A 14,919-nucleotide genomic window follows, 5' to 3' on the forward strand; every position below is an offset into this window, starting at 1 on the left:
GTCGTTAGCTCAGTCGGTAGAGCAGTTGGCTTTTAACCAATTGGTCGAAGGTTCGAATCCTTCACGACCCACCATTTATCTCCTATAGAAGTCATCCTCAGATAAATTCACTAATATTGTTTCTAACTCGTTGTTATCCAAACTGTTACCAAACATTAGTGACAAAAAAAGCGTCCGAAGACGCCATTTTAAGATTGAACCCTATTACAGCAAATTATTGTCTCTAACGTAGGCTTCAAATTCAGTGCAACCACCGATAGGTTGTTTATCAACAAAGATCTGCGGTACGGTCTCTACCGGCTTACCAACACTCTTTGATAAATCCGCTTTGGTGATACCTTCTTCGTGAATGTCGACATAGCGAAAACTAAAATCATCACGTTTTTCTTCTAACTGCTCAGATAACTGTTTAGCACGAACACAGTAAGGGCAGCCAGGACGACCAAAAATAACGACGTGCATGGTGAACTCCCGTTTCTCAATTTTGCTCACATTACAACAGCCTGTAGAACGAGTACAGCCCTGAAATAACTTTGTCGGTTTAGTCGAGAAAATTTGCAGCAGTTTGGTGTCGGCCGTGATAATCAAAAAACTTTTCGACCAGTTGCCAACCTCGTTTGGGCTTCTGTTGCAGCAATAACAAATCCGGCTGGCGCAGACGAGTGGTCAGCGCGATTAGCTCACAGGGTTTAGTGAATTTCGGCCATGGCAACCCTGGTGTGCGGTCGTGAGGTAACAAGAAAACGGCATATAATGCTTTGCGTTGCGCCGTGGTTTCCATGCGAAAGGTCTCACCGAAATGATTGCCGTCCACGTCATGATAGATCACCTTCAGTACACCGTTGTCCTCTACTAGCTGCATTGCATCTACCTTAAACAGGTGATGGTGTTTTTTGCCAAGCACTTCCTTTAATCGTTTATCCGGATCAACCATTACTGACTGGCAGCTAGTGCAACTGCGCGCTGCGATATCATTTTCAGCGCCACAATCTGGACAAATCTTGGCGCGATAACGGTAGTTACATTGCTGTTTGCCATCGTCCATCAGCCCCTGGCATCGTCGACCAAAATGCTCGATGATGTCACCATCAGCGTCAACTTTGCCCCAAAATGTATTGGCAAAGCCACAGATTGGGCAGGGCACTTGCACAGGAACCGCACTACTGGTCGGTTTAGCTTGGGGGATCTCAGGGGCGAACAGATCAAAGCCATTCGCGGCATAATCAATGATGATGCAATCTTCTTTGCCCGGCGCAAGTCGCAAGCCCCGGCCTGCCATCTGCTGATACAAACCGGCTGATGCCGTTGGGCGTAAGATCGCAATGAGATCTACATGGGGCGCATCAAACCCCGTGGTGAGCACCGCTACGTTGACCATAAATTTTATCTGTCTGGTGCGAAACTCGTTAATGGCGCGATCGCGCTCCAGTGCTGGGGTATCAGCGGTGATGAGCGCAGCGTTATCGTCACTATATTTACCGAGTAATGCCATGATTTCTGCCGCATGTTTAACGGTAGCGGCAAAGATAATCACCCCTTGGCGTTGTTTAGCAAGTTGCACCAGTTGTTTGACAATGGCTGTTGTGGCTCGACCTTGCAGATTCAGCAGTGCTTCGACTTCACTTGCTTGGTAATCGCCACTATCTGTTACCGTTAACCGGCTAAAATCGTACTGTGCTGTTAATCCATCATAGGTTTTCGGTGGCGTTAAGTAGCCTTTTTTGACTAAGTAACGCATCGGCAGTTCGAAGATACAGTCATCGAACACCGCGGCTTTGCTGCCGATTTTACCGTGGTAGTGGCGCTTGTAGATATAACCGCTGTCGAGCCGATAAGGCGTCGCAGTGAGCCCCAATACTTTTAGTTTTGGATTATGTTTGGTTAATGTAGTCAGTAGTTGTTGGTATTGCGATGCTTCATCGTCACTCACACGATGGCACTCATCAATAATCACTAGCGAGTATTTATCACTAAATTCGGTAAGACTACGCGCGGCTGATTGTACTGACGCAACAACCGTTTTACCTGCCAGCAGCTTTTGCTTTAACCCCGCAGAATAGACGCTGACATCATCATCGAGCAGCTCAACTTTGGCAGCGTTTTGCTCCACTAACTCTTTGACATGCGTTAGCACTAATACCTTTCCGCGTGCGACACGTGCTAGCTCTGCAATTACAATACTTTTGCCTGCGCCCGTCGGTAACACAATCACAGCGCTACTGTTGCTACTGCGAAAATGTTGCAGCACCGCATCGACGGCTTGTTGTTGATAATCTCTGAGTTGTAACGCGGGAGCGGCAGGCATTTTTACTGAGTGATGAAGAAATTTTACAGCAGCATAGCACAGGGAGTTGTCACTAAAGCAGCGATGCTGAAATTCTTAGGGGCTGTTGATCTTTAGTGTTTAATTTTTGTTCAAATTAAACGCGTTATGAACGAGGCGAGACCTGCGACGCTTAGTCAACTAAGCAAGCTGGGCGCAACAAAGTTCAGAGTGCGTTTAAATGAACCCTTCGGGCAGCGACAGCGCGCAATTTATTCAGCGTTAGGCGCTGTTGGTGGAGAATAACTACACGGCACATCACCTGCCTTGCCTAAATCACGCGCTGCCTGCTGCAAAAACAATCAGCAAAGATAAACAGCCCCTAGGGACTTTGATGAAAAAAACTCCATGTTTTCATTCGTTAATTTAGATTGTCACTGGCTAATTTGGGGGGACTGACGTAAAATTTCTATCCTTTTATTACGTCATTTTAGAAACCATTCACAGCCCGTTGGGCTGGCATGAACTGGAAGGGAAGATGCAGCAGTTAACTGAGATCGTACAGCAGGCCCTCAATGCCATCGAAAGCGCCGCAGATCTAAAAACACTAGACGAACTTCGAGTCGATTACCTAGGTAAGAAAGGTAAAATCACCGACTTGATGAAACTGATGGCAACGCTGAGTGCTGAAGAAAAACCAGCATTTGGCCAAAAGGTCAACGAAGCAAAAAAGCAGGTCCAACAAGTGCTGAGTCAACGCATTGATGCGTTGAAAGCCGCTGAATTGGAAGAGAAACTGAAAGCCGAACAAGTAGACGTGACTCTTCCCGGCCGTCGCTTAGAAAATGGCGGTTTGCATCCTGTGACTCGCACCATCGAACGTATTGAATCTTTCTTTGGTGAATTGGGCTTTAGTGTTAAACACGGCCCAGAAGTGGAAGATGGTTACCACAACTTTGATGCGCTGAATATTCCAGCACATCACCCAGCGCGTGCCGATCACGACACATTCTACTTCAATCCCGAAGTGGTACTGCGTACGCAGACCTCTGGCGTACAGATCCGCACCATGGAAGTAGAAAAGCCACCATTGCGCATTATCTCTCCAGGCCGCGTTTATCGTAACGACTACGACATGACCCACACCCCAATGTTCCACCAAGTGGAAGGTTTGCTGGTTGATGAGCATGTCAGCTTCGCGCAGTTGAAGGGCATTTTGCATGACTTTTTGCGCAATTTCTTTGAAGAAGATTTAGAGATCCGTTTCCGTCCATCTTACTTCCCATTTACTGAACCATCAGCAGAGGTGGACGTGAAAGGTAAGAACGGTTGGTTAGAAGTGCTGGGCTGCGGCATGGTGCATCCGAATGTACTGCGTGGTGTCGGCATCGATCCTGAAAAATACTCCGGGTTTGCCTTTGGTATGGGCGTAGAGCGTTTGACCATGTTGCGTTACGGCGTGACAGACTTACGTTCATTCTTTGAGAATGACCTACGTTTCCTCAAGCAATTCAAATAACGGAGCGACATAATGAAATTCAGTGAATCTTGGCTTCGTGAATGGGTTAACCCTGCGATTAGCCGTGAAGAATTATCTCAGCAAATTACGATGGCTGGGTTGGAAGTTGATGATGTTGAAGGTGTAGCAGGCGAGTTCAGCGGCGTAGTTGTCGGTGAAGTGGTTGAATGTGGTCAACATCCTGACGCAGACAAACTGCGAGTTACCAAAGTGAATGTTGGCGGTGACGAGCTGCTGGACATCGTTTGTGGTGCACCAAACTGTCGCCTAGGCTTGAAAGTATGCGTTGCCGTAGTTGGCGCCGTACTGCCAGGCGACTTCAAAATCAAAAAAGCTAAGCTGCGCGGTCAACCGTCGCACGGCATGTTGTGTTCATATGGTGAACTTGGTGTTGATATCGAAAGCGATGGCATCATTGAATTGCCTGCCGATGCACCCATCGGTACCGATGTACGTGACTACCTGCAACTGAATGATGCGATTATTGACGTCGATTTGACTGCCAACCGCGCAGATTGTCTCGGCATGGTAGGTTTGGCTCGTGAAGTGGGCGTACTTAACCGCGTTACTGTGACTGAACCTACATGGGAAGCGGTAAGCGCAAGCATTGATGATACTATTACCGTTGATGTGCAAGCTACTGACGCTTGCCCACGCTATTTAAGCCGAGTGATCAACAAAGTAAACGTCACGGCCAAAACGCCAGATTGGATGATCGAAAAACTGCGTCGTAGCGGTATTCGTTCTATCGACCCAGTAGTTGATATCACCAACTATGTACTGATCGAATTCGGTCAACCAATGCACGCTTTTGATAAAGCCAACATCACTGGCAGCTTGCAAGTACGCTTGGGGGACGGTGTTGAAAAGCTGACTCTGCTTGATGGTAATGAAATCACCGTACCTGCAGATACGTTAGTTGTAGCTGATGATAACGGCCCGCTAGCACTGGCTGGTATTTTTGGTGGTGAACACTCAGGTGTTAATGCTGAAACTCAGGATATCGTGTTGGAATGCGCCTTCTTTGCACCGCTAGCCATCATGGGCAAAGCGCGTAACTTAGGTCTGCATACTGATTCAAGTCACCGCTTTGAACGTGGCGTTGACCCAGAACTGCAACACAAAGTGATGGATCGTGCATCACGTCTGATCATCGACATCTGTGGCGGTGAAGCTGGCCCAGTAGTTGAAGTGAAAGCTGATCAGTATCTGCCAAAAGCGGCGGATATTACGCTGCGCCGTGCCAAACTCGACAAGCTGCTCGGACACCATGTGCCTGATGCCGATGTTGCCGAAATTATGACTCGCCTTGGTTTTAACGTGAGCGACGTCGACGGTGGTTGGCAGGTTACTACCGCGACTTATCGTTTTGATATGGCGATTGAAGAAGATCTGATTGAAGAAGTTGCCCGCATCTACGGCTACAACAATATTCCAGATACTGCGCCAGTTGCTGCACTGAAAATGTCACAACACCAAGAGAGCAACATCAGCCTACGTAAAGTGCGTAGCATGTTGGTCGCGCGTGGTTTCCAAGAGGCGGTAACCTACAGTTTTGTCGACCCTAAATTGCAAAATCTGATACACCCAGAGCAATCAGCAATGGTGTTGCCAAACCCAATTTCTAGCGAAATGTCAGCAATGCGTTTATCGCTGTTTACCGGCTTGTTAACATCTGTGGGTTATAACCAAGCTCGTCAACAAGGCCGTGTACGCCTGTTCGAGACTGGGTTACGTTTCACACCAGATGCTGACGCGCCAATGGGCGTGCGCCAAGAACCTATGCTGGCGGCGGTTATTGCGGGTCCTCAAAGTGACGAACATTGGGCAATTGATTCTAAAACCGTAGATTTTTTCGATCTTAAAGGTGATTTAGAAGCAATTATTGGCTTGACACTAGCCGATGCTGAATTTAGTTTTAAAGCAGGGTCACATGCAGCGTTACATCCGGGGCAATGTGCTGAAATCACTAGAAATGATCAGACGATCGGTTATATTGGTGCAGTACATCCAGCGTTGGAAAAGCCGTTTGGACTAAACGGCAAAACTATCGTGTTTGAAGTGTCACTTGATGCGCTGTTGCACGCTAGTTTACCCGTTGCCGCTCCGGTGTCCCGTTTCCCAGCAAACCGTCGAGATATTGCAGTAGTCGTCGATGAGTCGGTTCCAGCAGGAAAAATTCTGTCAACAATAAAAAAAGTTGGCGGAAATCAGTTGGTTGGCTTAAACTTGTTTGACGTATACCGAGGGCAGGGCGTAGTGGAAGGTAAAAAGAGCCTTGCCATCGCGCTCACGTTACAAGATAACGCTCGTACTCTTGAAGAAAAAGAGATTGCCGCCACCGTAGAGGTGGTAGTTTCTGCTCTGAAAGACGAGTTCAACGCATCGTTGAGGGATTAAAGTATGGCACTTACCAAGGCCGAAATGGCAGAGCATCTTTTTGAAACACTTGGCATAAACAAACGTGTAGCCAAAGAGATTGTTGAAGCATTTTTCGAAGAGATCCGGTTAGCGCTAGAGAACGGTGACCAAGTTAAGTTGTCCGGCTTCGGTAATTTTGACCTGCGCGATAAAAACCAACGTCCAGGACGTAACCCTAAAACGGGTGAAGATATTCCAATTTCTGCACGACGCGTGGTTACCTTCCGTCCCGGTCAAAAATTGAAGAGCCGTGTAGAAGCAGCCAATAAAGAAGGCTAAGCTTCTGACACCAAACACCTATCCAGTGGGATAGGTGTTGACTTGATTTTACGGTATTGGCCAGTAGATGTTTGATCTACTGGCCTTTGCTGTACTTATAAGATAGCGGAATTGCTTATCTAGTTAAGCATTAAGTCCCGTCCGCTGTGCTACCGACACGATAACATCACGAATTTTCTGATGGATTTCTGTAAGTTGGGCTAACTCATCCTCGCTAAATGGATGTTCAAGCACCTTTTCAATACCGCGTTTACCCACGACCGCTGGTAAACTCAATACCGACCCTTCGATACCATAATAGCCGTCCACTAATACGCCAACCGGCAGTACTGAATGTTCATTAAGTGCAATGGCCTGAATAATGCGATACACACTAGCAGCGACGCCATGGGTGGTGTTCAACTTACGCTTGAAGATTTGATAGCCAGCTTGCTTTACGTCTTCCAATAACTGCTGCGGGTCAATACGTGGTAATTGGTTGGTATCGCAGTAATAGTCAATAGATTGGCCGCCAGCAGAGAGTAGGGTCGCTGGCATAAAACAATGGCTACCATGCTCGCCAAGAACATAACCAAACACGTTTTTCGGGTCGAGGTGCGTATGATCACCGACAATCTTCATCAATCTGGCGGTATCTACCACGCAACCACTGCTGATCACTTGGTGTGGCTGATAACCCGTGTTTTTAATAATAAAAAATGCGGCAAGATCACAAGGGTTGGTGACTACAATTAAGGTGGTATTGGGGGCATGCACCTCAATTTGTTTGGCGACATCAACACAAATGGTAGAGTTCACTTCCGCCAGCTCTATGCGCGGTTGGTCTGCTTTAATCTGTGCGCCGGCCGTGATGACGACAATATCCGCTCCTTGCAACATGCTGTAATCATCACCAGCGTGCAGGCGAATATTTTTACCAAAGGTCAACGAGCTTGCGTGGCCAAAGTCCATCAGTTCTCCTTCCGCTCGCTCTTTGTTTTTATCTATCAACACCAATTCATGGCAATTGCCTAGCGCCAACACATAGTTGCATACGGCTACACCCACCGCACCTGCGCCAATAATTCCAACTTTCATCTCTGTCCTTCTTTCATTTTTGTTGTAGTGAAGTGATTTTGCAGTTAATCAGCTTTACAGCAAGGGAATCGAGGGAATTAGCCATTACTTTAGTGTCACAGATATTTGACAACGAATTCATAAAATATTGGTTTTTAAGGATACTTTTTTGAAGTGGTTATGTTTTTTGGTAATTAAAACATATTTGCTGAGTGGTGGTGAATTTGTGCAGTTTTCTAGCATTAAATCTGAGTTAATTGCTTGGGTATTGTTACTGAGTGTTCAACTGTTGAGCACTACCTAATTGTCTATACGGGCTTGTAAGATGGTTCGGCTAGCTGCAACCGCTGTTCTAATCTCACCTGTTTATGCTGCTTTTCGTCACCATAAGCCTCAGCTGACGTTTTTGTTACGCAATCAGCAGTACTAGCCGATAAGTTGAAAGCTATACCCCTTCGCTAGCGCAACGACATTGGGCGAACGGGGTCAGCCGTTATTGCATGTGTGCTTGAACAAGCACTATGTTCGTACGGTGTCCGAAGATGTATGTTTTAACTTGTGCGCTCAAGAAATGCCGAATGCCCGCTCGATATGTGGATGGGAGAGTAGATAGCTAGCTCGTTCAAATAGCCAAGATGCCAAAATGTAGAGTGCCACTAGGGTGAGACAAAAGATGGTCATTATGGGCTGTTCAGCGATGTCATTAGGATGCTGTATAACAATGACAACCGTCATCATAAACAGTGCTACTGCCATTGCGAGCATGGTTCTTGCCATGCCTTTGGGACGCTGTTTCGACCACGAGGTGCCAACCACACCAATGACAAACACTACCGCTAACAACTGCTTAAATGGCAGGTTACTATCCTCGATGAGTTCATTGGTCAAATTCGCCCAGATCAATAGTAAAGAAGCGACCATAGCCGCGGCTGTTGCTAGCCGATAGGGTAGTCGGTCGACGTTTTTGGTGGCTATCCATTGGTAACAGGCAACACTGCCGCAGAGCGTTAACGCACCAACGATAACATCACTTAGCATCACTAGCAGTTGTTGATTGACGACCATTGCCGCCAACGGCACAAATAGCATAAATAACGGCCAAAAGGTGGCGAATAATTGCTTAAAATTAGGCATATTTTAGACCAGATAACAAAAATCGCGCTGCAGTGACGGCTAGTCAGCGTCGTTAACAAGAGCATCTATATTCGGCCTAATATTGTCGCTTTGCAACCTAAAAGCTAACGCTTCTCAATACCAAGGAGCATTGAGCTTTATCGTTGTTTAAATCAACGCCAGATAACGCAATGTCCCAAAGGCTAAAGCGGTTACTGGCAGCGATACCAGCGTTGTCACGGCAATGATACTGGCCGCTAAGCGATGATCACCGCCAAGGTTGCGCACCATGACATAGCTTGCCGCTGCTGTCGGCGCAATGGCTAATAACAATACAATGCCAAGATACATGCCGGTAAAGCCCAGCAGATAAGCGCTGACAACCATCGCTAGTGGATAGAACACGCACTTACAGGTGGTGGCAATGGCGATATTGCGCCAATCTGAACTAAACGAGCGAAACTGCAGTGACGCACCGGTGCAGATGAGTGCCAACGGCAGGGTCAGTTGAGAAAAGTAGCGCCCAGTTTTCAACAACCATGCGGGGAGGTGAAGTTGAAAGTAAGAAAAGGGCAGCGCGATAACAATGGCAATAATCAGTGGATTGGTGAGCATACCTTTGATGTGGTGCACAATTGAGCGGGTACCTGCCAGATAAAAGTTGAGCACAAATACTGACAGAATATTAAACAGGATGGTGATACAGCCTAAATACACCGAGGCAACGGCTAACCCTTCGTTACCATAAGTATTAGCGCAGTAAGCGAGGCCGATAATGCCCATGTTGGCGCGAAAGCCGCCTTGTACCACAACGCCACGGGCATTATCTGGGGTTACCGTGCCGTGACAGCAAAGCATCAATAAACCAAAGAATAACACGGTAGTGACCGCACCAATGGCGATCAGTGGCAAATTAGCCGCATGGCCAAAATCTGCTTGGCTAATTGATAGAAACAGCAGGGCTGGCAGCGCAAAGTTAAACACTAACTTAGAACCCGCTTCGACAAAGCCATCATTTAATAATTTATAGCGGTACAGCGCCCACCCCATTAATAGTAGTAGGAGTATCGGGATTAGAGTGTCTGCAATAAAGGTGAACATTTGCGCTTTCCAATAAATATAACGGTATATGCTAAATCAGCACTTGCCCAATTAAGCTAATCCTAACAGAAGCTTATACTGTTCGTCGTGGAAAGTTGATATTTAACAGCGTCAAAAAGAAGTGGGGCTAATTAAATAGCTAGCCCCATTGCCGCAATAAAGTGTGAGTCTCCCGGTAAGCAGGGATAGCTCGGGAAATCGGGTTGGATGATTGACGTTTAAGCTCATGATGAATCATTAATTTAAATGTCAAATTACCGTGTCGGCTAAGTTTGGATATTGCTATCCATAACTACACGCAATAATGGGATGTTCTCCAGCAATACTCCTTTTGCTCACCGGCTGGCACAGTGGCAACTGCGATAACTACACACCGTTGCAATGTGGGTGTGTAGTCGCAATAACGCATTGAATTGACTTACGGAGCGGTGAACTCAAATTGGTGACACTCGTTACAAACCACTTCTGACGCTTTGTGCATGTGGTGGCAATCCGTGCAATCCAATTCACCTAAATGACCATCCATATGCGGATTAACTTCGAACTCAGGATGGTTTTTTTCGGTCAATGCACGGACCGCGTCATAACTTTCATGACAATTTAAACAACCTTCAGTTGTTCCAGCATGTTGCATACCTTTGGTATGGCAAGATTTACAGGCCACGTGATTAGCTTTATGGCTTCCGCGTAACTCAACTGCAGATGCATTAAAACCGATGAACATAACTGCGGCAGAAACCGCGACAGCAGAAACAAAACGAAGAGATTTTTTCATATGATTACAACTCAATTAAACATCATATGTATAACATATTGGATTTTGTTAACCGCGTAAATTCATTCGCTATTGTTCTCTAAGGTGCTTCACATAACTTACTGTTCTTTGTATTAGGATCACATCAAAGTTCATAGCAATCTGATTTAGGGAACAATGAATAAGCCGCCGCTGTATATAATATTTTTTAGCCAGTTATCCTTTGTGAATGAATAAGTTTTAGAGCCAAAAGATAAAAAAAGACCGGAACTCTGAGAGTAACGGTCTTAAGGACGGTGCGAGTCAGTTGCGTGCATTGCGTTGGTATACCGCGTCAGATGCCAGGTGCAGTTTGCAGTGAATGGAAAATGCAACTTAGTAGAATAGGGGCTGTTGATCTTTAGTGTTTAATTTTTGTTTAAATTAAACACATTATGAGCAAGGCGCAGCCAGTGACGCTTAGTCAACTAAGCAAACTGGAGGCAATAAAGTTCAGGATACGTTTAAATGAACCCTTCGGGCAGTGACAGAGCGCCATTTTTCAGCGTTAGGTGATATTTGTGGAGAATAACGCCACGGCACATCACCTGCCTTGCCTAAATCACGCTCTGTCTACTGCAAAAACAACCAGCAAAGATAAACAGCCCACACCCTACGGGGATTTATAAGCTTATGCATTGCGTCGTTAGCCAACGTTGCCATGCTTCAGCATGCCCGCAGTTCTTGCCTTGAACTGCTGTTGCTTACAAATCCAGAGTGTTGCGAGGATATTTGTACGCACCTTCTTTAAATTAGCGTCGCGAGTTGACTTAATTAAGTTGTTTACCCAACCAAGTAAATCCGCTCGAATGTTTATTCAAAATCACCACATCATCCACTTGTTCGGCTGGGCGTTCGGCCAAGCCATAACAGACGTGCAATGGCAGTAAGTGCTCTTCTCGTGGCTGGCAAAAACGTGCAGAAGGTGCTTGCGCCCAATGTGCCAATTGTTGTTGACGGTCATGCTCAGTTAAATCGGCGCTGGTCAATGTGTGTTGTAGCCACTGTTCAAATGCCACATTCTTGGCGCGTTTCTCCGCGGTATCCGCCCCAAAAAATTCGCGCATGTTGTGAAATGAAAAGCCTGAACCAATCACCAACAAATTATCGTACTGTAGTGCTTGCAGCGCTTTACCAATCGCCAAGTGTTGCTCTGGGCTTAAGTTATTCATCAGTGATAGCTGAATACATGGAATATCTGCCGTTGGATACATCAGCATCAATGGCACAAACAAGCCGTGGTCAAAGCCGCGTTGTGGATCAAGACGGGCTGAGATGCCAGCGCTAGCTAGTGCATCGTACACTTGCTGTGCTAACTGTGGTTCCCCCGGCGCTGGATACTGGATTTTGTAAGTCTCAGGTGGGAAGCCATAGTAGTCGTAAATCATCTTAGGATTAGCACCAGAGGTGATAGTCGGTACATTTTCTTCCCAGTGAGCACTGATCACCAAAATGGCGCGGGGTTTACCCAATTTTTGGGCCAACGCCTTGAGGTGGGTCACCATGTTGGCATGGGCAGGGTCATTGAGCAGTGGCATTGGGCCACCACCATGAGAGATAAAAGTAATTGTCGGCGTTTTCATATACAACTCCAAAATCTGCTAAAACAACATTAGCGTATGAAACTAAATCTGCTGTGGTCCAATGGGTACAATACCATTGGGATTCAATGCGTTGATTGAGTAATAACCTGCTTTGATGTGCTCAAGGTTAATGGTTGAGCTAATTCCTTCTAGTGCTAGAACTCGCAGCATATATCCATGGAGCTGCGGCATTTCTTTGATCTGATTTCGATTACATTTAAACAAACCGTAATAGGCCGCATCAAAACGAATGAGGGTGACAAACAGACGAATATCAGCTTCAGTGAAACGGTCGCCAAACAGATACTGACGGCCGTCACTCAGACGGGCTTCTAGCGCATCTAAAGTGTTAAACACCGTGTGGTACGCTTCCTCATATGCCTGTTGCGTGGTAGCGAATCCGGCTTGGTAAACACCATTGTTCAGCGATTTGTACATACATTCATTGAGCTTATCGATATCATCTGCTAAGTCAGCGGGGTATAAATCGGGGCCTTGCTGCACTAGATCAATAAACGCCGTATTCAACATCCGCACGATATCAGCGGATTCATTACTGACGATGGTCTGTGTTTGTTTATCCCAAAGTACAGGAACAGTGGCGCGGCCAGTAAAATGTGGATCAGCCTTAGTGTATAGCTGGTGTAGATACTCGGCGCCATTAAGCGTGTCGGGCGCAGATTGCGCAAAACCACCAAACCGCCAACCTTGGTCTGAAAGGCGCGGATTAACTACGGCAATATCAATAACCTCGGTTAATCCTTTAAGCGCGCGTGCCATTAAAGTTCGCGATGCCCAAGGGCAGATATAACCCACGTAGAGATGGTAGCGGCCTTTTTCTGCTTTAAACCCCGCATGGCCAGTTGGCCCAGCGCTACCGTCGCGGGTGATCCAGTGGCGAAACGATGAGGTTTGGCGAATAAAACGGCCTTGGTCATCTTTGGCTTGTACGGGTTGCCAATCTTCGGTCCATACACCATCTACTAACATCATCTACTCCTCGGGTATTGCAGGGCTTTGTTACCAAAGCCCTTGGTATAACAGGCGCTCTTATCGTGCTAAGCGGTGCGCGATGACATTATCGAGCGATACGCGGCCACTGCCTTGAATTGCCAATGCTACTAAGGCTACTAGCAAGGCTAATGCGTATTCATAACCGTTGTTGGCGAGGAACAGCCCGTTGCTAATGTGCACGGTTAAAATCGCCATCAACATAGTAAATGCCACGATGGCAGCAGCAGGGCGGATAAGTAAGCCAAGTACCAGCGCCAAGCCGCCAAAGAATTCTGCACTACCGGCCATGCCTGCCATCAATACCCCTGGATGCATACCTAAGCTTTCCATCCATTGACCAGTGCCTTGCAGGCCATATCCGCCAAACCAACCAAAGAGTTTTTGCGAACCGTGACCCATCAAAATAATGCCGACAGGGACACGTAGAATAAGTGATGAGATACCCGCTTGTGTGGCAAACAGTTTAGTTATCAGTTGAGATTTCATTGTCGACGCTCCAAATTCCAAAGTATTCAAGTGTTTCGGGCTTCTCCCTTAACGTTGGTGATACTTTACTTTGTGGCGTAGCGGAGATTAAGATGGCTATCAATGCAATATTATAAACGCTGTATTGATAATCAACTGAGACAGATATGGATCGAATTGACGTACTTCGCGCTTTTGTGACGGTGGCCAGCGAGAATAGCTTTACCAAAGCCGCAGATAAGTTACAGCTCTCGCCACAGCTGATTAGCAAATATGTGTCGCGTTTAGAAGAAAACGTCGGGATTCGATTACTTAACCGCACCACCCGTAAAGTGCATTTAACGGAGGCAGGATTGCGTTACTTTCAGCGGGCGCAGCAGGTGTTGGATGATTTTGACGACTTAGACACTCAGCTGAACGATCTGCAAGATGAAGTGCGCGGGTTACTGCGTATTAGTGCGCCAGTATCATTTGCTACCAGTCACCTCGCACGGCTGATTAATGATTTCCGTAAAGCTCATCCCCATGTGAATGTTGACTTGCAGTTGAATGATCGCAAAGTGGACATTGTCGAAGAGGGCTTTGATATCGCACTACGGATAGGCAGACTTAAAAGCTCCTCGTTGATTGCTAAAGCCATCGTACCCATTGAACTGGTGTTTTGCGCGGCCCCAGAATATTTGGCAAAACATGGCACTCCGCAACAGCTTGACGATTTGGTCGAACATCAACTGCTAAGTTACAGCTATATGGAAAAGACACCGTTTTGGCCGGAAGGTAACCAAGCGATGCTCTGTAACAATGGCGATGTGTTAGTACAAAGTGCCATTGAAGGCGCAGGTATTACGCTGCAGCCGACATTTATCTGCGCCGAAGCGATAAAAAGCGGTAAGTTACAGATGGTCCTCAGTGATTATGTGCCAGAGCCGTTAGGCTTGTATGCGGTGTATCCCCATCGCAAACTGTTAGCGAGTAAGGTGCGCACTTTTATTGATTTTCTTGATGGCTATTTTGGTACGCCGCCATATTGGGATCGCCTAATTAAATAACCCACTGTGTTTTCCCGTCTTGATGCGTCTTTGCGGCGCATACCTGATATTTATTTACCGAATTAACACCTGAATTTAACCTGAATTTAATACTGTTCGCGTATAGCTATCGCATTGAAAAAAGCGACTTAGTTCAGTTCTTTCCACTAGGCTAAATAAAGTGCCAGCAACGCGTAATCGTTAAGAGGCATTGAGATGATACGCACTCGTCCGTTGCTAGCTTGCGGCGGCTGAGGGCGTTTCATCGTTAGTACACATCGAAC

The 14,919-nt window shown here is 46.6% G+C and carries 13 protein-coding genes; 4 read left to right on the forward strand and 9 right to left on the reverse strand.

The window, feature by feature from the left end; all coding sequences use genetic code 11:
* Nucleotides 1-204: 204 nt before the first annotated feature.
* Nucleotides 205-462 (reverse strand): GrxA family glutaredoxin, encoded by a 258-nt coding sequence (locus ACN0TT_RS12690; protein WP_417762528.1) that lies wholly within the window; start codon nt 460-462, stop codon nt 205-207.
* Nucleotides 463-541: 79 nt separating this feature from the next.
* Nucleotides 542-2,305, reverse strand: a complete 1,764-nt coding sequence (locus tag ACN0TT_RS12695; protein WP_417762529.1) for a DEAD/DEAH box helicase family protein — start codon at nt 2,303-2,305, stop codon at nt 542-544.
* Nucleotides 2,306-2,801: 496 nt separating this feature from the next.
* Between ACN0TT_RS12695 and pheS the strand changes: the two genes are divergently transcribed.
* Genes pheS through ihfA form a run of 3 tightly spaced genes read left to right on the forward strand, consistent with a single transcriptional unit; the run spans nt 2,802 to nt 6,482 of the window.
* Nucleotides 2,802-3,782, forward strand: a complete 981-nt coding sequence (gene pheS / locus ACN0TT_RS12700) for a phenylalanine--tRNA ligase subunit alpha (RefSeq protein WP_417762530.1) — start codon at nt 2,802-2,804, stop codon at nt 3,780-3,782.
* A gap of 12 nt (nt 3,783-3,794) precedes the next feature.
* Nucleotides 3,795-6,182 (forward strand): phenylalanine--tRNA ligase subunit beta, encoded by a 2,388-nt coding sequence (gene pheT, locus ACN0TT_RS12705; RefSeq protein ID WP_417762531.1) that lies wholly within the window; start codon nt 3,795-3,797, stop codon nt 6,180-6,182.
* Nucleotides 6,183-6,185: 3 nt separating this feature from the next.
* Complete coding sequence (gene ihfA, locus ACN0TT_RS12710; RefSeq protein ID WP_417762532.1) at nt 6,186-6,482, forward strand: integration host factor subunit alpha; 297 nt, start codon at nt 6,186-6,188, stop codon at nt 6,480-6,482.
* A 123-nt stretch (nt 6,483-6,605) separates the two neighbouring features.
* Here the strand turns inward: ihfA and ACN0TT_RS12715 are convergent, their stop codons facing one another.
* From ACN0TT_RS12715 to ACN0TT_RS12745, 7 genes are all read right to left on the reverse strand, one after another.
* Nucleotides 6,606-7,559 (reverse strand): lactate/malate family dehydrogenase, encoded by a 954-nt coding sequence (locus ACN0TT_RS12715; RefSeq protein ID WP_417762533.1) that lies wholly within the window; start codon nt 7,557-7,559, stop codon nt 6,606-6,608.
* Nucleotides 7,560-8,102: 543 nt separating this feature from the next.
* Nucleotides 8,103-8,672: a hypothetical protein gene (locus ACN0TT_RS12720; RefSeq protein ID WP_417762534.1), complete on the reverse strand. Its 570-nt coding sequence runs from the start codon at nt 8,670-8,672 to the stop codon at nt 8,103-8,105.
* Between the two features lie 147 nt (nt 8,673-8,819).
* Complete coding sequence (locus ACN0TT_RS12725; RefSeq protein WP_417762535.1) at nt 8,820-9,752, reverse strand: AEC family transporter; 933 nt, start codon at nt 9,750-9,752, stop codon at nt 8,820-8,822.
* A gap of 418 nt (nt 9,753-10,170) precedes the next feature.
* Complete coding sequence (locus ACN0TT_RS12730; protein ID WP_417762536.1) at nt 10,171-10,527, reverse strand: cytochrome c3 family protein; 357 nt, start codon at nt 10,525-10,527, stop codon at nt 10,171-10,173.
* A 788-nt stretch (nt 10,528-11,315) separates the two neighbouring features.
* Nucleotides 11,316-12,128: a DODA-type extradiol aromatic ring-opening family dioxygenase gene (locus tag ACN0TT_RS12735; protein WP_417762537.1), complete on the reverse strand. Its 813-nt coding sequence runs from the start codon at nt 12,126-12,128 to the stop codon at nt 11,316-11,318.
* 42 nt (nt 12,129-12,170) lie between these two features.
* A complete protein-coding gene (locus ACN0TT_RS12740; RefSeq protein ID WP_417762579.1) occupies nt 12,171-13,118 on the reverse strand; it encodes a glutathione S-transferase family protein in 948 nt (315 codons plus the stop codon).
* Between the two features lie 60 nt (nt 13,119-13,178).
* Nucleotides 13,179-13,628 (reverse strand): DoxX family protein, encoded by a 450-nt coding sequence (locus tag ACN0TT_RS12745; protein WP_417762538.1) that lies wholly within the window; start codon nt 13,626-13,628, stop codon nt 13,179-13,181.
* A 146-nt stretch (nt 13,629-13,774) separates the two neighbouring features.
* On the opposite strand from ACN0TT_RS12745, the gene ACN0TT_RS12750 reads away from it, so the two are divergent.
* The gene (locus tag ACN0TT_RS12750; RefSeq protein ID WP_417762539.1) at nt 13,775-14,656 is read left to right on the forward strand and encodes a LysR substrate-binding domain-containing protein; all 882 of its coding nucleotides are present in this window, start codon (nt 13,775-13,777) and stop codon (nt 14,654-14,656) included.
* Nucleotides 14,657-14,919: the final 263 nt, after the last annotated feature.

Origin of the sequence: Shewanella sp., from assembly GCF_048265805.1 — a bacterium.
Taxonomy (GTDB): domain Bacteria; phylum Pseudomonadota; class Gammaproteobacteria; order Enterobacterales; family Shewanellaceae; genus Shewanella.